General features: G+C 73.0%; 22 protein-coding genes and 1 riboswitch. Of the genes, 14 read left to right on the forward strand and 8 right to left on the reverse strand.

The genetic code is table 11. From position 1 onward, the window contains the following. The first annotated feature begins 23 nt into the window (after positions 1-23). Entirely contained in the window at positions 24-458 is a 435-nt protein-coding gene (gene arfB, locus AC07AL_RS11850) for an alternative ribosome rescue aminoacyl-tRNA hydrolase ArfB (RefSeq protein WP_363586583.1), read from the forward strand. A 10-nt stretch (positions 459-468) separates the two neighbouring features. Here the strand turns inward: arfB and AC07AL_RS11855 are convergent, their stop codons facing one another. Next, a complete protein-coding gene (locus tag AC07AL_RS11855) occupies positions 469-996 on the reverse strand; it encodes a flavin reductase family protein (RefSeq protein WP_350885220.1) in 528 nt (175 codons plus the stop codon). 373 nt (positions 997-1,369) lie between these two features. Here AC07AL_RS11855 and AC07AL_RS11860 point away from each other — a divergent pair, with 373 nt between their 5' ends. Both AC07AL_RS11860 and AC07AL_RS11865 read left to right on the forward strand, forming a co-directional pair. After that, the gene (locus AC07AL_RS11860) at positions 1,370-3,160 is read left to right on the forward strand and encodes a GGDEF domain-containing protein (protein ID WP_363632098.1); all 1,791 of its coding nucleotides are present in this window, start codon (positions 1,370-1,372) and stop codon (positions 3,158-3,160) included. A gap of 143 nt (positions 3,161-3,303) precedes the next feature. Further along, positions 3,304-4,293, forward strand: coding sequence for a carbohydrate-binding protein (locus AC07AL_RS11865; RefSeq protein WP_363586584.1), 990 nt, complete (start codon positions 3,304-3,306; stop codon positions 4,291-4,293). A gap of 98 nt (positions 4,294-4,391) precedes the next feature. Here the strand turns inward: AC07AL_RS11865 and nagA are convergent, their stop codons facing one another. Beyond that, the gene (gene nagA / locus AC07AL_RS11870; RefSeq protein ID WP_478317372.1) at positions 4,392-5,573 is read right to left on the reverse strand and encodes an N-acetylglucosamine-6-phosphate deacetylase; all 1,182 of its coding nucleotides are present in this window, start codon (positions 5,571-5,573) and stop codon (positions 4,392-4,394) included. Continuing rightward, positions 5,570-6,517 carry an ROK family protein gene (locus AC07AL_RS11875; protein ID WP_400808893.1) on the reverse strand — a complete coding sequence of 316 codons (948 nt, stop codon included), beginning with the start codon at positions 6,515-6,517 and terminating at the stop codon, positions 5,570-5,572. The genes nagA and AC07AL_RS11875 overlap by 4 nt, the downstream gene beginning before the upstream one ends. Before the next feature lie 293 nt (positions 6,518-6,810). On the opposite strand from AC07AL_RS11875, the gene AC07AL_RS11880 reads away from it, so the two are divergent. Next, positions 6,811-8,091 (forward strand): extracellular solute-binding protein, encoded by a 1,281-nt coding sequence (locus tag AC07AL_RS11880; protein ID WP_363584872.1) that lies wholly within the window; start codon positions 6,811-6,813, stop codon positions 8,089-8,091. A 49-nt stretch (positions 8,092-8,140) separates the two neighbouring features. Here the strand turns inward: AC07AL_RS11880 and AC07AL_RS11885 are convergent, their stop codons facing one another. Beyond that, entirely contained in the window at positions 8,141-8,491 is a 351-nt protein-coding gene (locus tag AC07AL_RS11885; protein ID WP_363584874.1) for a cupin domain-containing protein, read from the reverse strand. A 67-nt stretch (positions 8,492-8,558) separates the two neighbouring features. On the opposite strand from AC07AL_RS11885, the gene AC07AL_RS11890 reads away from it, so the two are divergent. Beyond that, positions 8,559-8,819 carry a DUF3263 domain-containing protein gene (locus tag AC07AL_RS11890; protein WP_363584876.1) on the forward strand — a complete coding sequence of 87 codons (261 nt, stop codon included), beginning with the start codon at positions 8,559-8,561 and terminating at the stop codon, positions 8,817-8,819. Between the two features lie 30 nt (positions 8,820-8,849). Then, the gene (otsB, locus tag AC07AL_RS11895; RefSeq protein WP_363584878.1) at positions 8,850-9,689 is read left to right on the forward strand and encodes a trehalose-phosphatase; all 840 of its coding nucleotides are present in this window, start codon (positions 8,850-8,852) and stop codon (positions 9,687-9,689) included. A 46-nt stretch (positions 9,690-9,735) separates the two neighbouring features. Here otsB and AC07AL_RS11900 read toward each other — a convergent pair whose 3' ends face one another. Further along, a complete protein-coding gene (locus tag AC07AL_RS11900) occupies positions 9,736-11,202 on the reverse strand; it encodes an alpha,alpha-trehalose-phosphate synthase (UDP-forming) (protein WP_363584880.1) in 1,467 nt (488 codons plus the stop codon). 50 nt (positions 11,203-11,252) lie between these two features. Further along, a complete protein-coding gene (locus AC07AL_RS11905; protein ID WP_363632276.1) occupies positions 11,253-12,230 on the reverse strand; it encodes a glucosyl-3-phosphoglycerate synthase in 978 nt (325 codons plus the stop codon). Positions 12,231-12,401: 171 nt separating this feature from the next. After that, positions 12,402-12,538, forward strand: a riboswitch (SAM riboswitch). Positions 12,539-12,555: 17 nt separating this feature from the next. On the opposite strand from AC07AL_RS11905, the gene thrC reads away from it, so the two are divergent. The 8 genes from thrC to AC07AL_RS11945 all read left to right on the forward strand — a co-directional run bounded on the left by thrC (position 12,556) and on the right by AC07AL_RS11945 (position 19,612). Beyond that, a complete protein-coding gene (thrC, locus tag AC07AL_RS11910) occupies positions 12,556-13,836 on the forward strand; it encodes a threonine synthase (RefSeq protein WP_363584884.1) in 1,281 nt (426 codons plus the stop codon). Positions 13,837-13,875: 39 nt separating this feature from the next. Next, positions 13,876-14,154, forward strand: coding sequence for a MoaD/ThiS family protein (locus AC07AL_RS11915; protein WP_363584886.1), 279 nt, complete (start codon positions 13,876-13,878; stop codon positions 14,152-14,154). Positions 14,155-14,743: 589 nt separating this feature from the next. Continuing rightward, positions 14,744-14,947, forward strand: a complete 204-nt coding sequence (locus AC07AL_RS11920) for a cold-shock protein (protein ID WP_030289665.1) — start codon at positions 14,744-14,746, stop codon at positions 14,945-14,947. A 346-nt stretch (positions 14,948-15,293) separates the two neighbouring features. Further along, the gene (groL, locus tag AC07AL_RS11925) at positions 15,294-16,916 is read left to right on the forward strand and encodes a chaperonin GroEL (protein ID WP_063348228.1); all 1,623 of its coding nucleotides are present in this window, start codon (positions 15,294-15,296) and stop codon (positions 16,914-16,916) included. Between the two features lie 95 nt (positions 16,917-17,011). Then, the gene (locus AC07AL_RS11930) at positions 17,012-17,368 is read left to right on the forward strand and encodes a hypothetical protein (protein ID WP_400808886.1); all 357 of its coding nucleotides are present in this window, start codon (positions 17,012-17,014) and stop codon (positions 17,366-17,368) included. Positions 17,369-17,489: 121 nt separating this feature from the next. Beyond that, a complete protein-coding gene (locus AC07AL_RS11935; protein WP_363584890.1) occupies positions 17,490-17,873 on the forward strand; it encodes a PadR family transcriptional regulator in 384 nt (127 codons plus the stop codon). Then, positions 17,870-18,868: a hypothetical protein gene (locus AC07AL_RS11940; protein WP_363632263.1), complete on the forward strand. Its 999-nt coding sequence runs from the start codon at positions 17,870-17,872 to the stop codon at positions 18,866-18,868. Before AC07AL_RS11935 ends, AC07AL_RS11940 begins: the two co-directional genes overlap by 4 nt. Before the next feature lie 57 nt (positions 18,869-18,925). Then, the gene (locus tag AC07AL_RS11945; RefSeq protein WP_400808882.1) at positions 18,926-19,612 is read left to right on the forward strand and encodes a copper homeostasis protein CutC; all 687 of its coding nucleotides are present in this window, start codon (positions 18,926-18,928) and stop codon (positions 19,610-19,612) included. 57 nt (positions 19,613-19,669) lie between these two features. Here the strand turns inward: AC07AL_RS11945 and AC07AL_RS11950 are convergent, their stop codons facing one another. Both AC07AL_RS11950 and AC07AL_RS11955 read right to left on the reverse strand, forming a co-directional pair. Then, complete coding sequence (locus AC07AL_RS11950) at positions 19,670-21,721, reverse strand: HelD family protein (RefSeq protein WP_363584896.1); 2,052 nt, start codon at positions 21,719-21,721, stop codon at positions 19,670-19,672. Between the two features lie 330 nt (positions 21,722-22,051). After that, complete coding sequence (locus tag AC07AL_RS11955) at positions 22,052-23,689, reverse strand: DNA repair helicase XPB (RefSeq protein WP_063348223.1); 1,638 nt, start codon at positions 23,687-23,689, stop codon at positions 22,052-22,054. Between the last annotated feature and the right edge of the window lie 92 nt (positions 23,690-23,781).

A 23,781-nucleotide genomic window follows, 5' to 3' on the forward strand; every position in this document is an offset into this window, starting at 1 on the left:
TGCGGGCGCGGGATGATGGACGCATGCCCGAGCCCATCCGCGTACGGGGGTCGGTGGTCGTCCCCGACACCGAGCTCGTCTGGCGCTTCTCGCGTTCCTCCGGCCCCGGTGGCCAGCACGTCAACACCTCCGACAGCAAGGCCGAGCTGCGCTACGACCTGGCGGCGTCCAAGGCGCTGCCCGAGGTGTGGCGCGAGCGCGCGCTGGAGCGGCTGGCCGGGCGGCTGGTGGACGGCCGGGTGCTGGTGATCCAGGCCTCGGAGTTCCGCTCGCAGTGGCGCAACCGGGAGGCGGCCGCGGCCCGGCTGTCGGCGGTGCTGACCGAGGCGTGCGCGCCGCCGCCGAAGTCCCGCCGGGCGACCAGGCCGAGCCGGGGGATGGTCGAGCGCCGGTTGTCCAACAAGCGGCGCCGCTCCGAGCTGAAGCAGGGGCGGCAGTCGCCGCGGGGCGGCGAGTAGCCGGGGCGGCTCAGCCGAGGGCGCGGTAGCCGCCGCGGAAGTAGAGCAGCGGCCGGCCGGCCGGGCTGGGTACCGCGGCCTCCAGGACGCGGCCGAGCAGCAGGGTGTGGTCGCCCGCCGGTATCCGCTGTTCGGTGCGGCACTCGACGGTGGCGAGCGCGCCGTCGATCAGCGGGGCGCCGGAGCGGGGGCCGCGGTGGTGCGGGGTGTCCGCGAACAGCAGCCGGTCGCTGAGCCGGCCCTTCATGGCGAAGCGGGAGCCGAGCGCCTTCTGCCCCTCGGTGAGCAGCGAGACCGCCCAGGTGTCGGTGCGGGAGAGCACCTCGTCCATCCGGGAGTCCTCGCGGACCGAGATCAGGACCAGCGGCGGCTCCAGCGACACGGACAGGAAGGACGTGGCGGTCATGCCGACGTCCTCGCCGTCCTCCGGATCGTGGACGGTCACCAGGCTCACGCCGGAGGCGAGCTGGGAGAGTGCCGCCCGGAACTCGTCGGGCGTGGCGTGGGAGGCAGCTTCGGGCTGCGGGGACGAGTACACGTACCGCACGGTAGTCGGCGTCCGCCGGAATCGGCATCGGGCCGAGGTCGTAGGACCAGCGGCGCACGGGGCGGGGTTGCGGCCGGGTTCGGGACTCACCCTCAGGAGTGAAGCAAGGGGCCTGCCGGGCGGCAGCGGGCTTCAGCGCGAGGCCGATGCGGTCGACCAAGGGAAATATTCCGATAGCGCTTTATGTCCCGCTATGGGGCGGATGAGCTGATTAAGGGTGCATTAGTGTCGTGTGATTTAAGTCACAAGTGATGGCCTATTGCTGACCGAGCGTGCCGAACGCTGTGCTCCCTGTGATTCAGTTCTTCTGGCAATCGGACGATAACCAATCAAGAACTATCCGAAGCAGCCGGGGAGCCCCCGCATGGAAGCCGAGTCGGAGCCGTACGTCCGTCTCGCGACCCTCCGCACCTTGCACCGGGTCGTGGCGGACCTCAACGCTGCCCGCAGCCTGGCGGGCACGCTGCAGGCCGTCGTCGAGGGTGCGGTGCACGGGCTCGGCTTCGACGCCGCCGCGGTCAGCCTGGTCCGCCCGGACGGGGACCTCGTGGTGGCGGCCGTCTGGGAGCTGGAGGAGAGCACCATGGGCGGCCCCTCCGTCCTGCTCGGTCAGGTCGGCTCCCGGGAGTCCTGGGACCGACTGCTCGGCGTCAGCGACCACTGGGGCACCCTGCGCTTCCTGCCGTACGACCGCGGCTGGGCCGTCGCCAGCGACATCCCGCGCTGGATCGGGGACGGCCCGCTGCCCGTCTACGCCAACGACTGGCACCCCGCCGACGGGCTGCTCGCCCCGATGTACAGCGCCGGCGGCGACCTGCTCGGCGTCCTCTCGGTGGACCGCCCGCGCAGCGGCAAGCGGCCCGGGGCGTGGACCCGCGAGGCGCTGGAGATGTTCTCGCTGCAGGCCTCCATCGCGATCGGCAACGCCCGGCTGCGGGCCGAGATGCAGCGCGCGCTGGCCCGCCTGGAGAAGGAGCAGCAGGCCCTGCGGGCCAGCGAGGAGAGCTTCCGCCAGGCCTTCGAGTACGCGCCCAGCGGGATGGCCATCACCGAACTGCACGGCGCCGGGCGCGGCCAGCTGACCAGGGTCAACGACGCGCTCTGTCGCCTGCTCGGCCGACCCCGCGCGGTGCTGCGCCAGCAGAGCTTCGCCGACCTCGTGCACCCGGAGGACCGGGCGCTGCTGGAGCGCACCAGCGCCGAGAGCGGCCGGGCGGAACTGCGGTTGTCCCGGCGGGACGGCGGCTACCAGTGGGTGTGCCTGCGCAACTCGATCGTGGCGGACGCGGCCGAGGGCCCGAGCTTCCTGCTCACCCACGTCGAGGACATCGAGGACCGCAAGCGGCACGAGTTCCAGCTCGCCCACCGGGCCAGCCACGACGCGCTCACCGGCCTGCCGAACGGCGCCGAACTGAAGGCCCGGCTGGGCCGCCGGCTCTGTGCCGAGCCGCAGACCGTCGGGGCCCCCGCCGGGCCGGGCGAGCCGGCCTACCCGGCGCCGTACGGCTACCCGGCCGACTCCTACAGCGCGCACGCCGCGTACGACCGGTTGGAGGGCGCGGACCCGTACGGCGGGCCGGTGCACGGCTACGGGATGCCCGAGGGCGGCCCGCCGTACGGCCTCGCCCCGGGCTACGGGGAGCACGTGCACGCGGTGGTCCCGGCCGACCAGGGCCCGGGCGGCGAGGCGTGGTCCGCACCGTTCCGCTCCGGCGTCGCGGCGTCGCTGGACAAGGGGCTCGCGGTGCTCTTCTGCGACCTGGACGGCTTCAAGTCGATCAACGACCGGTTCGGCCACAACGCGGGCGACGCGGTGCTGGTCGAGGTCGCCCGGCGGCTGAGCCAGGCCGTCCGGGACGGCGACACGGTGGCCCGGCTCGGCGGCGACGAGTTCGTCGTGCTGGCCGACGGGATCGGCCGCGAGGAGGCCAAGGACCTGGCCCACCGGCTGCGGGGCGCCATCATCCCGCCGATGCGGATCGACGGCCGGGCGATGCGGGTGGGGGTGAGCCTCGGGGTCGGCTGGGCGGGCTGCGGGATGAGTATCGAGGAGGTGCTGCACACCGCGGACGAGCGGATGTACGACGAGAAGCGGGCCCGGGGCGGCGCGGTGCGCGGCGCGCGGGGCGAGCGTTCGCACCGACGGGCGGGCTGAACCCCGCCGGTCCTGGTTACCCACGGGTTGTCAAGGGCTCTTTTCCGGCTGTCACAAAGGACAGGTAGGGTTCCCGGGTACGACAGCGTCCATGATCTGCGCCGGCGGCCCCGCATCCCGGCGGCGCGAACCGGATGGGGGAGTTGACCACCGTGACGACCGCCGGCAACAACGGAGCGCCCGAGGGCGGTGCCCCGCAGGACGACGACCCGTTCGGCTACCTCTACCGCCCGGCGGAGGGTGCCTCCGGGCAGCCGGCCGAGCCACAGCAGGGCGTGCCCCGGACGCCGTACAGCCGTCCGATGGAGGTCGGCCGGGCCCAGTACGGGCAACAGCCCTACCAGCCGCGGCCGCAGCAGCCCCAGTACGGCCAGCAGGCGGGGCCGCAGCAGGGCTACCCCGGCGGCCAGCAGCCGTACCCGCCGCAGCAACAGCAGCCCGAGTACGGCACCGCGCCCACCCAGCAGACCCGTTACGCCGAGCACTCCCGGCCGCAGCCGGGGGAGGACCGGTCGAGCAGCGGCCGGAGCAAGGGCGCGGTGATCGGCGCGGTCGCGGTGGTCGCGGCCATAGCGATCGGCGCGGGGATCGCGCTCTCCACGGGCGACCCGGACGGCGACAAGACCGCCAAGGGCGGCGCCCAGACCACCGCCGCGGCTCCTCCCAGCACCCCGGCGACCGGCAGTTCGTCCCCGACCGCCTCGGCCTCGGCGAGCACCACCGCCCCGGCCGGCCCGTTGACCGTGGACGCGGGCCAGCTCCAGGCCCAGAACGCGCCGTCCGGCAACGGCGTCAAGGGCGCCAAGTCCGCCGACGGCAGCTACCTGACGCTCCAGCCGGGCGGCTCGGTGACCTGGAGCGGCGAGGTCGCCGCGGCCGGCACCTACAAGCTGAACGTGCACTACAACAACACCGGCGGGGACCTGAAGGGCGCCGCCTCGGTGAACGGCAAGGACTGGCCGAGCGGGCTGCTCTTCAAGAACTACGCGTCCGGCAAGGACCCGGCGTCCTCCTGGTTCAACACCTGGATACTCCCGCAGCTCCAGGCCGGGGCGAACACCATCACCTTCACCGTGCCCTCCGGTTCGATCCTGATCGACCAGATCACCCTCGAACCGAATGCGACCGGTTGATCGGCAGAGCGGCTGACCGGCTGACCGGCTGAGCCGGAACGCGAGACGGCCGCCCGACCCCGTGGGGGAAGGGCGGCCGTCGGCGTTCCGGCGGGCCGTCAGGAGGGCTTCACCACGTCGAAGCGCTCGCCGCCGAGGACCCAGCGGCCGCGGCGCATGACGGCGACCAGGTCGTAGCCCTCGGAGTCGAGCACCACCAGGTCGGCCTGCTTGCCGGCCTCCAGCGAGCCGATCGAGTCGGCGAGGCCCAGCAGGCGGGCCGGGGTGGCGGACAGCGACTCGACGGTCTGGTTCAGCGTCAGGCCGTTGACGGTGAGCGAGCGCTTGAACGCGACGTCCAGGGTGAGCGTGGAGCCCGCGATGGCGCCGCCCTCGACCAGCCGGGCGACGCCGTCCTTGACCTCGACCTGGAGCGGGCCGAGCGGGTAGAGGCCGTCGCCCATGCCGGCCGCGCCCATCGCGTCGGTGATCAGGGCGACCCGGGACGCCCCGGCGGTGCCGTAGGCGAGGTCGAGCACGGACGGGTGCAGGTGCACGCCGTCGTTGATCAGCTCGACGGTGACCCGCTCGTCCTCCAGCAGCGCCACGATCGGGCCCGGGGCGCGGTGGGCGATGCCGGGCATCGCGTTGAAGAGGTGCGTGGCGACGCTCGCGCCGGCGTCGATCGCCTCCAGCGTGGTGGCGTAGTCGGAGTCGGTGTGGCCGACGGCGGCGATCACGCCGAGGTCGGCGAGCATCCGCACCGAGTCCAGGCCGCCGGGCAGTTCGGGGGCCAGGGTGACCATCTTCGCGTGGCCGCGGGCCGCGTCGACCAGCTTGCGCACCAGCGCCGGGTCCGGGTCGCGCAGCAGGTCGGGGCGGTGGGCGCCGCAGCGGTTGTGCGAGATGAACGGGCCCTCGAAGTGGATGCCGGCCAGCACGCCGTCCTCGACCAGCTCGGACAGCACGGACGCCTGGCGGGCGACCTCGTCGATCTCCCCGGTGACGGTGGACGCGACCGTGGTGGTGGTGCCGTGCTCCAGGTGCGTACGGGCGGCGAGCAGGGCCTCCTCCGCGATGCCGGAGGCGTAGGAGGCGCCGCCGCCGCCGTGCACGTGCAGGTCGACGAAGCCGGGGACGACGGTGTACCCGGTCAGGTCGAGGTCGCCGGGCTCGCTCTCGCCTCCGAGGCCGGCGATCCGGTCGCCCCCGACGGCCAGGCGGCCGCCCTCGACGACGCCGCCGGGCAGGACCAGCCGGGCGCCGGCCAGTGCGGTACGGTCACGGTCCGCGGTGGTCACGCGGTCACCTCCATGGAGAGCAGATCCCAGGCGAGCAGGCCCGCGCCCAGGGACGCGGCGGTGTCTTTGAGCATGGCGGGTACGACCTTCGGGGGCATCTGGAAGGTCAGGCGCTCGGTGACCGCCGTGCGCAGCGGGCCGAAGAGCGTGTCACCGGCCTCGGCCAGCCCGCCGCCGACGATCACCGTGGACGGGTCGAGCAGGCTCTGGGCGAGCACGATCCCGTCGGCGAGGGCGTCGACGGCGCCCTGCCAGACCGCGAGCGCGCGGTCGTCCCCGGCGTCCACCGCGGCGGCGCAGGATGCCGCGTCGGCGTCGGGGTCGCCGCTGGCCGCGGCCCAGGCACGGGACACGGCGGAGGCGGAGGCGAGCGTCTCCAGGCAGCCGCGGGCGCCGCAGCCGCACTGCGGTCCGCCCGGGCGGACCACGACGTGGCCGATCTCGCCGCCGTAGCCGTGCGCGCCGGCCTCGATCCGGCCGCCGATGCCGATGGCACCGGCGATGCCGGTGCCCAGCGCGATGAACAGGAAGCGGTCGACGCCCCGGCCGGCGCCGAGCCGGCCCTCGGCCAGGCCGCCCGAGCGCACGTCGTGGCCGAGCGCGACGGGGATGGCGGCGCGGTCGGGCCCGGCCAGGCGCTCGCCCAGGAGCTTGCGCAGCGGGAGGTCCCGCCAGCCGAGGTTGGCCGAGTAGACCGCGATGCCGTTCCTCTCGTCGATCGTGCCGGGGACGGCGACGCCGGCCGCGAGCGGGGCGACGCCGAAGCGGCCCCGGCCCTCGTCCGCCAGGTCGGCGGCGAAGTCGAGGATGGCGGTGACCACGGCGTCCGTGCCGTGCTCCCGCCCGGTCGGTCGGCGTGCTTCGAACAGCACGGAGCCGTCCTGGGCGAGCAGCGCGGCCTTCATGCCGGTGCCGCCTACATCGAGTGCGATGACGTGCTTCACGGAGGACAGTTTCCCTTGGTCGGGTAGAAGAGGTCTAGTCCAGTTGTCGGATTGGTCTGGTCCAAAGTAGGTGAGCTTTGTCGCAGATGGGGGCAGTGTGAGCGGCTTTGCGCCGGGCGCCTTCCGTTCACCTTCTGTTGCGCATCGTGCAATGACGTCCGCACTTCGATAACTACTCGGCGGGCTCGGCACAGTGGTGTGGACCACTGCCCGGTGGGTTTGGCAGTGTTGCGCCTCCCCCCTCCCGGATTCCCCCGTCCGGTCGCAGTTCTCCCCTGAAGGCGGTACCCGCGTTGAACAGGCGCGCCCACGTTCCCACCCGCGTCCTCGGCACCGCGCTGGCCGGAGCACTGGTACTCACCGCCGTCAGCGCCTGCGGCGGGCAGGAGGACGGGCCGGTCACCCTCAAGCTGGTCGCCGCCGACTACGGGGAGAGCGCCGACACCAGCTCCAAGCTGTACTGGGACGAGATCGCGCGCGGCTTCGAGGCCGCCAACCCCGGCATCAAGGTCGACGTCGAGGTGGACAGCTGGACCGACATCGGCAAGAAGGTCGACGACATGATCGCGGCCGGCAAGTCCCCCGACCTGCTGCAGACCGGCGGCTTCGCCGACCAGGTCGCGGCGGACCGGCTGTACCCGGCCGCCGACGTGCTCTCGATGGACACCCAGGCCAATTTCCTGGACACCTTCGCGCACGCCGGGCAGGTGCTCGGCACCCAGTACGGCATCCCGTTCGTCTCCTCCTCCCGGGTGCTCTTCTACAACAAGGCGGTCTTCCGCCAGGCCGGCATCACCCAGCCGCCGGCCACCTGGAACGAACTGCGCCAGGACGCCGAGAAGATCAAGGCCAAGGTGCCGGGCGTGACCCCGTACGGGCTGCCGCTCGGGCCGGAGGAGGCACCGGCCGAGTCCATGCTGTGGACGCTGAGCGGCGGCGGCAGCCTCTCCGACGACGTCGGCAACTACACCATCGACAGCACCCAGAACCAGGCCACCTTCAGCTGGCTGAAGAACAACCTGGTGGCCACCGGGCTGACCTATCCGGACCCGGGCAAGATGAACCGCACCCCGGTCTTCCAGGACTTCGCGGCCGGGAAGGTCGCGATGCTGAACGGGCACCCGACGCTGCTGCGGATGGCCACCGCCGGGAAGATCGACTTCGGGACGGCGCCGATCCCCAAGAAGGACGGCGTGGGCAAGACCGGCAGCCTCGGCGTCGCGGACTGGATGATGGCGTTCAAGGCCAACGGGCACAAGAACGAGATCAAGAAGTTCCTGTCCTTCGCCTACTCCCGCGAGTTCCAGCTGAAGTTCGACGAGCAGTACAACCTGCTGCCGGTCACCCAGGACGCGTTCAACCAGATGACGTCCGACCCGAAGCACGAGGACCTCAAGCAGTTCGCGGTCGGGCTGACCAACGCCAGCTTCTACCCGTTCGGGGACCCGGCCTGGGGCGACGTCAGCAACCGGATCAAGGCCGGGATCGGGCAGGCCGTCACCGGCGACCCGAAGCAGGCGCTCGCCGGGCTGCAGGACGCGGCGGTGAAGGAGGCGGCCCGGGTCCGCAAGTGAACCCGGGCCGGGGTGCCCTCCAGGGGCGGGGGCGTCAGGGGCGGGCTCGTCAGGGGAGCGTGATGGCGTAGGCCTTGCGGAGCGTCTCGTGGACCGTCCAGGTGGTCCGGTCGCCCTCGCGCAGCACGGCGCAGTCGCCCGGGCCGACCTCCAGGGTCGGGCCGCCCTCGACCTCGATGGTGGCCCGGCCGCTGAGCACCACGAACAACTCGTCGGCCTCCACGTCGGTGACCACGCCGGGGGTGATCTGCCAGATGCCGCGCAGCTGGCGGCCGTCGGGGGACTCGGCGAGGACCAGGCCGGAGACCTCCGGGGTGCCGGAGACGATCTGGGCCGGGTCGAGCGGATCGGGTTCGAGGTCGGCGGTGGGGATGTGCACGGCGAAGCTGGGCGTGGTCATACCGCCGACGCTAGCCGGGGCGGCCGGGTGCCGGAGGGCGCACAGTGTGTCCGGCTCACGCGGGAGAATGACACTCCGTAGTGATGGCGGAGGTGTCCTGGTGGGCGAGCTGAGTGAGCGGGACGTGGCGGTGCTGGCCCTGGAGGGGCGGCAGTGGCGGACGGCCGGGGCCAAGGAACGGGCGATCCGGGAGGAACTGGGGCTCTCCTCCACCCGGTACTACCAGCTGCTGAACGCGCTGCTGGACCGGCCGGAGGCCCTGGCGCACGCCCCTGTCCTGGTGAACCGGCTGCGCCGGATCCGGGAGGCCCGGCGGGCGGCACGGTAGCGGGACGGGGCCGCGGGGTAGGGCTCGGGCATGGGCTTTGACGAGAAGTGGGCGCCGGTCACGGCTGCCGGGCGGGACGGGCTGCGGGCGATCCTGGCGGCGCCGGGCGAGGCGGTGATCGCGCTGGACTTCGACGGGACGCTGGCGCCGATCGTGGCGGATCCCGATCGGGCGCGGGCACATCCGGGGGCGGCGGCCGCGCTGCGGGCGCTGGTGCCGGCGGTGCGGGCCGTGGTGGTGGTGACGGGTCGGCCGGCCGCGCTGGCGGCGGAGTACGGCGGCCTGGACGGGCTGCCCGGGGTCGTGGTGCTGGGGCACTACGGCGCCGAGCGCTGGGAGGGCGGCGAGGTGACCGCGCCGCCGGTGCACCCCGGGGTGGCCGGGGCGCGGGCGGCGCTGCCTGGCCTGCTGGCGGCGGCGGGGGCGCCCGAGGGGACGTGGCTGGAGGACAAGGGGCGCTCGCTGGCGGTGCACACCCGGCGCACGGCGGCGCCCGAGGAGACGCTGGAGCTGCTGCGGGCGCCGGTCGGCGAGCTGGCGGCCGGGCACGGGCTGGTGGTGGAGCCCGGGCGGCTGGTGCTGGAGCTGCGGCCGCCGGGGGTGGACAAGGGCGCGGCGCTGACCGGCTTCCTGCGTGAGCGCGGGGCAGGTTCGGTGCTGTACGCGGGGGACGACCTGGGGGACGTGGCGGCCTTCGCGGCGGTGGAGAAGCTGCGCGGCGAGGGGGTGGCGGGGCTGCTGGTGTGCAGCGGCGCGGTGGGGGACGCGCCGGTGCGCGAACTCGCCGACCGGGCCGACCTGGTGGTCCCGGGCCCGGCCGGCGTGGTGGAGCTGCTCGCGGCGCTGGGCGCGGCCGTCGGCGCGGTCTGAGCCGGGCGGCGGCGCGTTGAGCGAGTTCAGAGCGCGTTGAGCTGGTTCACAGCGCGTTGAGCTGGTCGAGGAACCACTGCTGCGGGGGCAGCGCGGTGGCCGCCGCCGCGAGGCGCTTGGTGCGGTCGGCGCGCTCCCCCTCGGGCATGGTGAGGCCGGCGTGCAGGGCGTCGGCGGTGGCGATGATGTCGTACGGGTTGACGGTGAGCGCGTCCTCGGCGAGTTCGGCGTGCGCGCCGGCCTCGCGGGAGAGCACCAGGGCGCAGCCGTGGTCGGACACCACCGGAACCTCCTTGGCGACCAGGTTCATGCCGTCCCGGATCGGGTTGACCAGGGCCACGTCGGCGAGCCGGTAGGCGGCCAGGGAACGCGGGAAGTCGTCGTCGACGTGCAGGATCAGCGGCTGCCAGGCGGGGGTGGCGAACTCGGCGTTGATGTCCTCGGCGAGCCGTTGGACCTGCGCGGTGTAGGCGCGGTACTCGGCGAGGTCGGTGCGCGAGGGGTAGGCGAAGGCGATGTGCACCACCCGGTCGTGCCATTCGGGGCGGGTGCGCAGCAGGTGCCGGTAGGCCTGGAGGCCGCGGACGATGTTCTTGCTCAGCTCGGTGCGGTCGACCCGGACGATGGTGCGCCGCCCGCCGACGGCCTCGCGGAGGGCGGCGAGGCGTTCGTCGACGTCCGGGCGGTGGGAGCGCTCGCGCAGGAAGTCGGCGTCGGCGCCGAGCGCGTGCACGCCGAGCCGGGTGGTGCGGCCGGCGTGGGTGACGGTCATGGCGTCCCGGTCGACCTCGGCACCGAGCAGGTCGGCGCAGCAGTCGGCGAAGGCCAGCGCCCAGCGGCGGGTCAGGAAGCCGGCCCGGTCGGCGCCCAGGATGCCGGTGAGGACGGCCTCGGCGACGTCGTCGGGCAGCAGCCGGAAGTACTCGGGCGGGGCCCACGGGGTGTGCGAGAAGTGGCCGATCCGCAGGTCGGGGCGGGCGGCGCGGAGCAGGGCAGGGGTCAGCGAGAGGTGGTAGTCCTGGACCAGCACGGCGGCCCCGGGGGCGGCCTCGGCGGCCAGCGCCTCGGCGAAGGCGGCGTTGTAGGCGCGGTAGGCGGCCCACTCGGTGCGGAACCCGGCGTCGAAGGCGGGGGCGGTGGGGGTGGCGTAGAGCAGGTGGTGGACGAACCAGAGGGTGGAGTTGGCGACGCCGTTGTAGGCGCGGGCGAAGGTGTCGGGATCGATGTCCAGCATGCGGACGGCCTGGCCGCCCACGTCGTGCCCGGCGAGGTCGAGGCGGCCGTCCGGGGCCCCTCTGGCGGCCTGCCGGTCGGCCGCGCCGAGGGCGGCGCAGACCCAGACGGCGTCGGGGTCGTCGATGGCGGAGAGGCCGGAGACCAGGCCTCCGCCGCCGCGGCGGAGGGTCAGCGTGCCGTCGTCCGCGGTGCCGAACGACACCGGTCCCCGATTGGAGGCCACCAGGACGGGGGCGGTGCCGGTCGCACTCGAACGTTCGGTCGTGAGATCGCCCATGGTTGGTACGTTGCCGGGGCTCCGGAGCGGCAAACCCTTTCGGTGGGTGTTCAGTGTCGGGTCGCGTACTCGGGCACGGTGTGCATGGGCGGGCGTTCCAGGGCGGTCACCGGGTGGGTGTGGGCGGTGAACTCCCGGCTCTGCGGGTCGCGGGTGAACTGGGTCAGCAGCGGGTGGACCAGGTCGGCCGAGGCCTTCAGCCGGTGGGTGCGGTCGAGGCGTTCGAGGGCGGTGCGGTAGATGGTGGCGGCCATCCGGCCGAGGGCCTGGCCGTCCTGGTGCCGGTGGTGCCGGACGCCGACGTCCACCTGGGCCAGGGCGTCCAGCCCGACCGTCTCCAGCGCGTCGACCAGCAGGCCGAGTTCGACGCCGTAGCCGGTGGGGAAGGGGAGCCGTTCGAGCAGCGCGCGGCGGGCCGCGTACTCGCCGCCGAGCGGCTGGACGAAACCGGCGAGTTCCGGCCAGTGCAGGTTGAGCAGCGGGCGGGCGACCAGTTCGGTGACCCGGCCGCCGCCGGCCGGGACCACCGCGCCCTCGGTCTCCAGCGGCCGGTCGTACATGGCCTTGACCAGCTGGATGTCCGGTTCGGTCAGCAGCGGGCCGAGGATGCCGGAGACGAAGGCCGGGTCGAACTCGCGCAGGTCGGCGTCGACGAAGCAGACGATGTCGCCGCGGGTGACCAGCAGCGAGCGCCAGAGCACCTCGCCCTTGCCGGGGACGGCGGGCAGCCGGGGCAGGATCGCGTCGCGGTACTCCACCCGGGCGCCGGCCCGGGCCGCGACGGCGGCGGTGGCGTCGGCCGAGCCGGAGTCGACCACGACGAGTTCGTCGACCAGCGGGAGGCGCTCCATCAGCTCGCGGCGGATGGTGCGGACGATGTCGCCGACGGTGGCCTCCTCGTCCAGCGCGGGCAGCACCACGCTGACCGTGTGGCCGGTCCGGCGCTTGGCCTCCAGCAGGGCGTGCACCGGCCGGTCGACCGCGCTCCACGAGCGGCGGCGCAGCCAGGACGCCGCCTGCGGGAGCAGCGCGGGGGTCGGTTCGGCGGGCACGGGACTCTCCTCGGCGGGGTCGGTGGGACGCGCCATCTCGCGTGGCGGACGATCCCGTTCGGGGTTGACGCCTTCGGATACAGTCTTCGTACAGCGGCCGGACCTTTGCACGCCGGGGTCGCCGTTGAGCACCACCACAATTTCACAAGCTCATCCAGAGGGACTGAGGGAACGGCCCGTTGACGTCCCGGCAACCTTCTCGCGCGGCTGTCTGTCGACAGGCCCCGGCGGGACAGGTGCCAATTCCGGCCTGTGGCGCGACCGTGCCACGGGGAAGATGAGGAGAGAGGCCTCCGCCATCATGGCTATCGACACTGTCGCACCCGCATCCGTGGACCTCGGCCCCGCCACCGCGCTGTCCTGTCGGGAGTGCGGCACCCGCTTCCCGCTCGGTCCGAGCTTCGCCTGCCTGGAGTGCTTCGGCCCGCTGGAGATCGCGTACGACTTCGGCAGCGAGGACGCCGAGGCGCTGCGCCGCCGGATCGAGGCCGGCCCGAGCTCGATCTGGCGCTACGCGCCGCTGCTGCCCGTCCCGGCCGACGTCGCCACCAAGCCCAACCTGAACCCCGGCTGGACCCCGCTGGTCAAGGCGGACAACCTGGGCCGCGAGCTGGGCTTCACCGCGCAGCTGCACATCAAGGACGACTCGGGCAACCCGACCCACTCGTTCAAGGACCGCGTGGTGGCCTGCGCCATCGAGGCCGCGCGGGCCTTCGACTTCACGACGCTCTCCTGCTCCTCCACCGGCAACCTGGCCGGCGCGGTGGGCGCGGCGGCTGCCCGGGCCGGCTTCAAGTCCTGCGTGTTCATCCCGCACGACCTGGAGCAGGGCAAGGTCGTCATGGCCGGGGTGTACGGCGGTGAGCTGGTCGGCATCGAGGGCAACTACGACGACGTGAACCGCTTCTGCTCGGAGCTGATCGGCGACCCGGCCGGCGAGGGCTGGGGCTTCGTCAACGTCAACCTGCGCCCGTACTACGGCGAGGGCTCCAAGACGCTGGCGTACGAGATCTGCGAGCAGCTCGGCTGGCGGCTGCCGGAGCAGATCGTCATCCCGATCGCCTCCGGCTCCCAGCTGACCAAGATCGACAAGGGGCTGCAGGAGCTGATCAGGCTCGGCCTGGTCGAGGACCGGCCGTACAAGGTTTTCGGTGCCCAGGCGGCGGGCTGCTCCCCGGTGTCGGCGGCGTTCAAGGCCGGCCAGGACGTGATCCGCCCGGTCAAGCCGGACACCATCGCCAAGTCGCTGGCGATCGGCAACCCGGCGGACGGCCCGTACGTGCTGGACATCGCCCGGCGCACCGGCGGCGCGGTCGAGGACGTCACCGACGCCGAGGTGGTGGACGCGATCCGGCTGCTGGCCCGGACCGAGGGCGTCTTCGCCGAGACCGCGGGCGGGGTGACCGTCGGCGTGCTGAAGAAGCTGGTGGAGACCGGCCAGCTGGACCCGGCCAAGGAGACCGTCGCGATCAACACCGGCGACGGCCTGAAGACCCTGGACGCCGTCGCCGGGGCCGGGATGACCGCCGTCATCCGCCCGACCCTGGCGTCCTTCCACGACGCCGGCCTCGCGTCCGCCTGAATCCCCCCACCCCGCTGGGCCCTGTCCGCTAGGAGAACCATGAGCGCCAACGTCCGTATCCCCACCATCCTGCGCACCTACACCGGCGGCGCCGCCGAGGTGGCCGCCGAGGGCGCCACCCTGGGCGAGGTCATCGCCGACCTGGAGAAGAACCACGCGGGGATCGCCGCCCGCATCCTGGACGACGCCGGCAAGCTGCGCCGCTTCGTCAACGTCTACGTGAACGACGACGACGTGCGCTTCGCCGAGGGCCTGGCGACCGGGATCGCGGACGGCGCCAGCGTCTCGATCATCCCGGCGGTGGCCGGCGGCTGCTGAGCCGCGCCCCGATCCGGGCACCCCGCCCGAGCCGCTCGTCCGACCGGCCGTCCGCGCGTACGGAATTCCGTTCTCCGTACGCACGGGCGGCCGGCCGCATTTCGGCGGGAATATGGCGGGGTCAAGTCGGAGTAGAGTGTGGCTCGGTTGGGAACAGGGCTTCCCCTCATCCTCACCCGCGAATCACCCGCGAATCGCCGGACGGTCGTCCGGCCGCTGAGACCGGTCGGGTGCCTGGGCCGTGAAACATGTCAGGCAGATGTCAGAATTCCCGCGGGGATTTGCAGTAATCCGTCCGCTATGTCCGGCGTGAAATGCCGAATTCCTCCCGCTTTGGCCCGTCCTGCCCCTTGGCGTGGTGCCGGAATTCCCCGCAGCTGACCCTGTTGCAGAGGGCGTCGATCCGGATACATTCAGCCGCGGTCGACGTAATCACCCGCTCACAGGGCGCCGTCAGGCACCCCCGGCGGAGGGTTGCGGCGTGCACGGCTGCGCCCAGGGGGGGTTCCCCGGGCCGGCCTTCAAACCAGACCCGGGCCCGCGACCTGCGGGCGCGTGAAGGGCCAGCACAGCACTAGGGGAGTTCGGAATGGCTCAGGGCACCGTCAAGTGGTTCAACGCGGAGAAGGGCTACGGCTTCATCGCGGTCGACGGTGGTGCGGACGTCTTCGTCCACTACAGCGCGATCCAGATGGACGGCTACCGCACCCTCGAGGAGGGCCAGCGGGTCGAGTTCGAGATCTCCCAGGGACAGAAGGGCCCGCAGGCGGACATGGTCCGCGCCGCGGTGTGACCCCCTTCCGACCCCAGGAGCTCGGCGCGGCCCACGGCTGGTGACCACTCGCTTCTCGACGGGCCCGTGCGACACGCGTCGTACGGGCCCGTCGGCGTTCCCCGGCGGGGAGTTGCGCGGGTCGGCGGGAGCGCCCCGGGCGGCTCGCGGGATCGCGATTGGGCTTGCACTCGACCACCCCGAGTGCTAATTATTGGCGTTAGCACTCACAGCGTGAGAGTGACAGCGGACCGGGTCGGTGAGGCCCCCGGGAGCGGTAGGGGAAAGGACCCCCGCACACCAGGGCCGTCCGTCGCGGGCACCCCTTGGTCCGAGCAGTCGACCGTGTCCCGGAGGACCACTTCTGATGGCCAAGATCATCGCCTTTGATGAGGAAGCTCGCCGCGGCCTTGAGCGTGGCATGAACCAGCTCGCCGACGCAGTGAAGGTCACGCTCGGCCCCAAGGGTCGCAACGTCGTGCTGGAGAAGAAGTGGGGCGCCCCCACGATCACCAACGACGGTGTCTCCATCGCCAAGGAGATCGAGCTCGAGGACCCCTACGAGAAGATCGGCGCGGAGCTCGTCAAGGAGGTCGCCAAGAAGACCGACGACGTCGCGGGTGACGGCACCACCACCGCCACCGTGCTCGCCCAGGCCCTGGTTCGCGAGGGTCTGCGCAACGTCGCCGCCGGCGCCAACCCGATGGCCCTGAAGCGCGGCATCGAGAAGGCCGTCGCCGCCGTCTCCGACCAGCTGCTGGCCCAGGCCAAGGACGTGGAGACCAAGGAGCAGATCGCCTCCACCGCCTCCATCTCGGCCGCCGACACCCAGATCGGCGAGCTCATCGCCGAGGCCATGGACAAGGTCGGCAAGGAAGGCGTCATCACCGTCGAGGAGAGCAACACCTTCGGTCTGGAGCTCGAGCTCACCGAGGGCATGCGCTTCGACAAGGGCTACATCTCCGCCTACTTCGCGACCGACCTGGAGCGCATGGAGGCGACCTTCGAGGACCCCTACATCCTCATCGCCAACTCCAAGATCGGCTCGGTCAAGGACCTGCTGCCGCTGCTGGAGAAGGTCATGCAGAGCGGCAAGCCGCTCGTCATCATCGCCGAGGACGTCGAGGGCGAGGCCCTGTCGACCCTGGTCGTGAACAAGATCCGCGGCACCTTCAAGTCCGTCGCCGTCAAGGCCCCGGGCTTCGGCGACCGCCGCAAGGCCATGCTCGGCGACATCGCCATCCTCACCGGTGGCACCGTGATCTCCGAGGAGGTCGGCCTCAAGCTGGAGAACGCCGGCATCGACCTGCTGGGCACCGCCCGCAAGGTGGTCATCACCAAGGACGAGACCACCATCGTCGACGGTGGCGGTGACAGCGAGCAGGTCGCCGGCCGCGTGAACCAGATCCGCGCCGAGATCGAGAACAGCGACTCGGACTACGACCGCGAGAAGCTCCAGGAGCGCCTCGCCAAGCTGGCCGGCGGCGTGGCCGTCATCAAGGCCGGCGCGGCCACCGAGGTGGAGCTCAAGGAGCGCAAGCACCGCATCGAGGACGCCGTCCGCAACGCGAAGGCCGCCGTCGAGGAGGGCATCGTCGCCGGTGGTGGCGTCGCGCTGCTCCAGGCCTCGGTCGCCTTCGACAAGCTGGAGCTGGAGGGCGACGAGGCCACCGGTGCCAACATCGTCAAGGTCGCGCTGGAGGCCCCGATCAAGCAGATCGCGACCAACGCCGGCCTGGAGGGTGGCGTCGTGGTGGAGAAGGTGCGCAACCTCCCCGCCGGTCACGGCCTGAACGCGGCCACCAACACCTACGTCGACCTGATCGCCGAGGGCATCATCGACCCGGCCAAGGTGACCCGCTCCGCGCTGCAGAACGCCGCCTCCATCGCGGCGCTGTTCCTCACCACCGAGGCCGTCATCGCCGACAAGCCGGAGAAGGCCGCTGCGGCCGCCGGCGGCGGCATGCCGGGCGGTGACATGGACTTCTGATCCTGATCGCACCGATCGGATCGGCTGGTTCCTGATCGTGTGGGCGGTCCCCTTCGGGGGGCCGCCCACACGGCGTTCTACCGGAGAATGGACAGATGGCTTCCGACGACATCGAGACCGCGCTGCACAACGCGCGGGCGCTGATCCTGGCCGACCTCACCTCGCGGGACGTGGCGGACGCCGCCGTCGTCTCCCTGGTGGAGCAGGCCGTGACGCACCGCCGCTGGTGGTTGGAGCAGTGGCCGGACGGCACCGGGTACGTGCTCGGGCTGGTCGCCCAGGACGTCCAGGACGCGCTGCTGGAGGCGTACGGGCGCTGGCCGCTGTGCACCGCCTGCGCCGCCGACGGGGACCCGCACGCGCTCGGCGTGGAGCCGGAGCTGGGGCCGGAGCCGCACTGGGTGTGCGGCAAGCAGGGCGCGGTGGTCGCGCCGGTGGGGGAGCTCTCCTAGCCCGCTCGTGGTCCGCTCCCAGCCCGCTCCTGGTCCGTTCCCAGTCCGCTCGTGGTCCGCGTCGTGGACCGGGCGGCGGGAGTACTGGACCTATAGGTAGGTTGACGATATATGTAGTCGTATGACTGAACGCTCGATGCAGGAGCCGACGCTGCTGCTGCTCACCGCTCTGGCGGACGCCCCGAGACACGGCTACGCCCTCATCCAGGAGATCGCCGCCATCTCCGAGGGCCGGGTCAAGATGCGCACCGGCACCCTGTACGGCGCCCTCGACCGCCTGCTCCAGCAGGGGCTGATCGAGGTCGCCGCGGAGGAGGTCGTGGACGGGCGGGCGCGGCGCAGCTACGCGCTGACCAGCGTCGGCCGGGAGGCGCTGGCCTCCGAGGCGGAGCGGCTGCGGGCCGTCGCCACCGAGGCGGAGCGCCGTCTCGCGAACGTCTGGTCGGCGCTCCAGGGCAAGCCGGAGCCGGAGGGGAAGTCGATGATGAGGGGGTTCTTCGCATGACCATGACCACACCGACGATGGGGGCGCCTTCGACCGCGCTGCGGGCGGCGCTGCAGTTCTACCCGCCCCGCTACCGCCGGGAGCGCGGCGAGGAGCTGGCCGCGGTGTTCGCCGACACCACGGCGGAGGCGGGCCGCTCGGCCGTCGCCCGTGAGGCGTTCGACCTGGCCGCGTACGGGCTGCGGGTGCGGCTCGGGCTGACCGGCTCCTCGCTGGCCGGGCGGGTGCTCGCGCTGGCCGCGCCGATGGTCGCCGGGGCGCTGGCCGGTGCGGCGCTGGTGCCGTGGGTGAGCGATGCGGAGCGGGCCGCCCGCCGGCTGACCTGGGACCCCTCGTACACCACGTACGCGCTGACCATCGCGCCGCCGGTGATCGCGCTGCTGCTCGCGGTGGCCGTCGTGACGGGGCGCTGGACGGCGGTGCGGGTCATCTCGCTGCTCCAGGCCGTCTCCGCGCTGTTCGTGCTGGCGCAGGCCGTCGTGCTGCCGCCGGAATTCGACCTCTGGGGGGTGGGGGACAGCAGCGTGGCCACCATGCCGTTCGTGCTGGGGGCGCTGCTGCTGGCCGCGGCGCCGACGGAGTTGCTGCCCAGGGCCTCCTGGCGTTCCGGCGGGCTGGCGCTGGCCTCGGTCCTCGGGGGCGGGCTGCTGGTGGCGCTCCAGCACTGGGGCGACTCCACCTTCCCGCTGGACATGCAGTGGTTCGCGGCGCTGCTGATCGGGCCGCTGCTGCTGACCTTCACCGCGCTGCGCGGCCGGGTGCTGCCGGCGGCCGTCGGGGTCGCGGTGCTGTCGCTGACGATGTTCGCGGGCCTGTTCAACATCTGGCGCGAGGGCCGCGGGTTCTGGCACGTGCTGCCGATGGCGGCGCCGGTGCTGCTGCTCCTGGTGGCGGCCGCGGTGGCGATGCGCCGGATCGGGGCCGGCGACGGGCCCGGCGGACGGTTCGGCGGATGGTTCGGCGGGGACTCCGGGAAGGGGCGCAGCCTGGCGTGACCCGGGGGGCGGGGCGAAGTGCTCGCCGGGCCCGGCCGGATGTGGCAACCTACTGATATGTCTAGACCAATTTTCGAAGTCATCGCGCTGACGCCCCAGGACGCCCAGGCTGCCGAGTCGGGCGGCGCCGACCGGCTCGAACTGGTCACCGACATGGCCGCGGACGGGCTCACCCCGTCCGTCGAGGACTTCGCCCGGATCCGGGCCGCCGTCGACATCCCGCTGCGCGTCATGCTCCGGATCCGGGACGGCTTCGCGCCCGGCGGCCTGGACGAACTGGCCGCCCGGGCCGCCGCGTTGCGGGCCGAGGGCGCCGAGGAGTTCGTCTTCGGCTTCCTCCACGCCGACGGCGCCGTCGACCTGGCCGCCACCGCCGCCGTCGCCGAGGCGGTGGCCGGCTGCCGCTGGACCTTCCACCGGGCGATCGACCACAGCACCGACCGGGCCGCCCTGCGGTCCGCCGTCGGCGCGCTGCCCGGGCTGGACACCTTCCTCACCTCGGGCGCGCCCGCCGGCGTCGACGCCGGGTACGAGGTGCTCCTGGCGGAGCTGGCCCGCGCGGGCGAGCCCGGGTACGGGCAGCGGATCCTGATCGGCGGCGGCCTGCGGGCCGAACACCTGAAGGGGCTGCGGGCCGAGGGCTTCGACGGCTTCCACGTCGGCGGCGCGGTGCGGGTCGACGGCTGGCGGACGCCGGTGGACGCGGCGAAGGTCGCCGAGTGGCGGGCCCTGATCGACGCCTGAGCGCGCGAGGAGGGCGGGGGCCGGTCCCGGTGGGGCCGGCCCCCGCCGCTCGGTTCCTCAGCGCAGCTGCGCGGGCAGCGGTTCGCCGTGCAGCACCGTCAGGCCGGAGACGGCACGGGTGAGCGCCACGTACAGCCGCCGCAGGCCGGTCCGCTCGTCCGGCTCGCCCGCGATCACCGCGGCCGGCTCGTCCAGCACCACGTAGTCGTACTCCAGACCCTTGGCCAGCGAGGCCGGCACGAGCGTCAGCCGGGCCTCGGCGCTGGTCTCGGCGCCGGGGGACAGGTACGGCAGGCCGGCCGCGGTCAGCGCCTCGGCGAGCAGCGGGATCCGGGCGTCGGCGGCGATCAGCCCGGTCGAGCCCTCGTGCTCCAGCGCCTCGCGGCAGGCCGCCACGACGGCGGGCACGGCCTCCGCGTCCGGGAGGCGGCGGATCGTCAGCGAGCCGGGGGCGTCGCGGACGGAGGTCGCCGGGGCCAGGCCCGGGGCGATCGCCGGGAGCAGCCGGGAGGCGTACGCGATGACCTCCTCCGGCACCCGGAAGCCCTTGGTCAGCTCCTCGACGTGGGCGTCCGGCTTGCCCAGGTGGCGCAGCGCGTCCGGCCAGCTCGCCGTCGCCCACGGGGTGGTGCCCTGGGCGAGGTCGCCGAGGACGGTCGCCGAGCCGGTCGTGCAGCGGCGGCCGACCGCGCGGTACTGCATCGGGGAGAGGTCCTGCGCCTCGTCCAGCACCACGTGCCCGAGCGAGGGGGTGCGCTGCACCAGGTCCGTCGCCTCGTCGACCAGGACGGCGTCGGCCTGCGTCCAGCGGGCCGTCTTCACCGAGCGGCCCGGCTTGGGCCACAGCACCGCCTGCTGCTCCTCCGGGGTCAGCACGCCCTCCGCGCAGGCGGCCAGGAACTCCGGGTCGGAGAGCAGTCGCAGCACCAGCTTCGCCGGGTCGACCGCCGGCCAGCACTCCTTGGCCACCGCCTTGACCGCGGGGTTGCGGGCCACCGCGTCCTGCACCCGGTCGTCGGGGGCCTCGCCGGACTGTTCCATCTTCAGCAGCACGGTGTGCGCGATCCGCTGTGGCAGGGCGTCCCTGGCGGCGCCGTAGCGCACCTCGCGGCTCTTCAACTCCTCGATGATCGCGGTGAGTTCGTTCACCTGGACGCGCCAGCGGCGGGAGCCGCGGACCACCACGCAGGGCTCGGTGGGCAGCGTGATGCCCGCGCGCACCGCCCGGCGCAGCACCTCGGCCATCCGGGCGTCGCCCTTCAGCCGGGCCGCCCGCGGGTCGTCCTCGCCGCGCACCTCGACGTGCCCGACCAGCTGCTGCACGGTCGCCTGGTTGACGTCCAGCTCGCCCAGGGCCGGGAGCACCTGCTCGATGTAGGAGAGGAAGGCGTTGTTCGGCCCGATCACCAGCGTGCCCGTCCGGGCGAGGCGCTCGCGGTGCGCGTACAGCAGGTACGCGACGCGGTGCAGGCCCACGGCCGTCTTCCCGGTGCCGGGGGCGCCCTGGACGCAGATGGTGCCCGTCACGTCGGAGCGGACGATCTCGTCCTGCTCGGGCTGGATGGTGGCGACGATGTCGCGCATCGGGCCGACGCGGGGCTTCTCGATCTCGGCGGCGAGCAGGGCGGAGGCGGTGTCCGCCTCCGCCGGGTCGCTCAGGTGCTCGTCCTCGTAGGCGGTGAGCTCGCCGCCGGTGTAGCCGAAGCGGCGGCGGCGTTCGACGTCCAGCGGCTCGGTGCGGCTGGCCCGGTAGAACGGCTGGGAGACCGGCGCGCGCCAGTCGATCACCATCGGGTCGCCGTCGGCGTCGTGGACGTGCCGGCGCCCGATGTAGAAGCTCTCCCCGCCGCCTCCTTCGCTCAGCTCCTCGCTGATCGTGTGCAGGTAGTCCAGGCGGCCGAAGAACAGCGGGGTGTGCGAGAGGTCGGCGAGGGCGGCGATCCGGGCCTCGATCTGGTTCTGGAGGACGGCGGCGGACACCCAGGTGCCGGTCACGTCGCGCAGGTCCAGCGACTGGACGTCCTCGCGCATCGCTCGCAGCGCGGACCGGGACGCGGCCAGGTGGTCGCGTTCGCGCTGGAGGGGGTCGGTGGTGGGGGTGGCGGGCACAGCGAACCTTCCCGGCTGCGCCGGAAGCGGGCGCAGCGGATCGATGGAGCTCACGGTGGGTACGGCCGACCGGTTGCCGTGCGGTCGGCGCCTCCCCCGGCTGCCCGCGCGACTTCAGCGGGTACCACGGTTCGGGAGGGGGCAGACGGACGATCCTAGACCCGGGCGCCCCGGGGTTCCAGCCCCGCAGGTCCCGGGCCCGCGGGTCCCGGCCCCCGTACGGCCCGGAGGACGTGCGCGACGGCGGCGCCGCCCCGGGCACCGCCGCGCGCGCGTGGTCCTCCTCGGGCGCGACGGTGTCCGGTACCGGGGCGTGTCCTACCGCACGTCCTACAGCACGTCGTCCGCGTCGATGATGCGGTACGCGTAGCCCTGCTCGGCCAGGAAGCGCTGCCGGTGGGCGGCGAAGTCCTGGTCCACGGTGTCCCGGGCGACCACCGAGTAGAAGTGCGCCGAGTGGCCGTCCGCCTTCGGACGCAGGACGCGGCCCAGGCGCTGGGCCTCCTCCTGGCGGGAGCCGAACGTCCCGGAGACCTGGATGGCCACGGTGGCCTCGGGCAGGTCGATCGAGAAGTTCGCGACCTTGGAGACCACCAGGACGCCGATCTCCTTGTTGCGGAACGCCTCGAAGAGCTTCTCGCGCTGGGCGTTGCTGGTCTCGCCCTTGATCACGGGCGCGTCCAGCACCTCGCCGAGCTCGTCCAGCTGGTCGATGTACTGGCCGATGACCAGCGTCTGGTCCTTCTCGTGCTTCTTCACCAGCGCCTCCACCACCCGCCGCTTGGTCGCCGTGGTGGCGCAGAAGCGGTAGCGCTCCTCGGGCTCGGCGGTGGCGTACGCCAGGCGCTCCGAGTCGGTCAGGGTGACCCGCACCTCGCAGCAGTCGGCGGGCGCGATGTAGCCCTGTGCCTCGATCTCCTTCCACGGCGCGTCGAAGCGCTTGGGCCCGATCAGGCTGAACACGTCGCCCTCGCGGCCGTCCTCGCGCACCAGCGTCGCGGTCAGGCCCAGGCGGCGGCGGGCCTGGAGGTCGGCGGTGAACTTGAACACCGGCGCCGGCAGCAGGTGCACCTCGTCGTAGACCACCAGGCCCCAGTTGCGGGCGTCGAACAGCTCCAGGTGCGCGTAGGCGCCCTTCCGCTTGGTGGTCATCACCTGGTAGGTGGCGATGGTGACCGGGCGGATCTCCTTGCGCGTCCCGCTGTACTCGCCGATCTCCTCCTCGGTGAGCGAGGTGCGCTTGACCAGCTCGTGCTTCCACTGGCGGGCCGAGACGGTGTTGGTGACCAGGATCAGCGTCGTCGACTTGGCGTGCGCCATCGCGGCCGCGCCGACCAGCGTCTTGCCGGCGCCGCAGGGCAGCACCACGACGCCCGAGCCGCCGTGCCAGAAGCCCTCGACGGCCTGCGCCTGGTACGGGCGCAGCCGCCAGCCGTCCTCGTCCAGCTCGATCGGGTGCGCCTCGCCGTCCACGTACCCGGCGAAGTCCTCGGCCGGCCAGCCGAGCTTGAGCAGCACCTGCTTGATCTGGCCGCGCTCGGAGGGGTGCACCACCACCGTGTCCGGGTCGACCCGGGCGCCGACCAGCGGCGCGATCTTCTTGGAGCGCAGCACCTCCTCCAGCACCGGCCGGTCGGTGGTGGCGAGCACCAGCCCGTGCGTCGGGTGCTTGAGCAGCTGGAGCCGCCCGTAGCGGCCCATGGTGTCCGCCACGTCCACCAGCAGCGCGTGCGGCACCGGGTAGCGCGAGTACGTCACCAGGGCGTCGACCACCTGCTCGGCGTCGTGCCCCGCCGCCCGCGCGTTCCACAGCCCGAGCGGAGTCACCCGGTACGTGTGCACGTGCTCGGGGGCGCGCTCCAACTCGGCGAACGGCGCGATGACGCGGCGGCACTCGGCGGCCTTGGGGTGATCGATCTCCAGGAGAAGAGTTTTGTCGCTCTGGACGATGAGCGGTCCGTCGTTCACGCGGGGAAGCCCTCCACTGGCTGACAGGCTGGATTGACGCAGACCCTCCAGTGTCGCGCATTCCGCGGCGAACGTGGTCGGGCTCCTTCCGA

It is taken from the genome of Kitasatospora sp. NPDC043949, assembly GCF_056435365.1.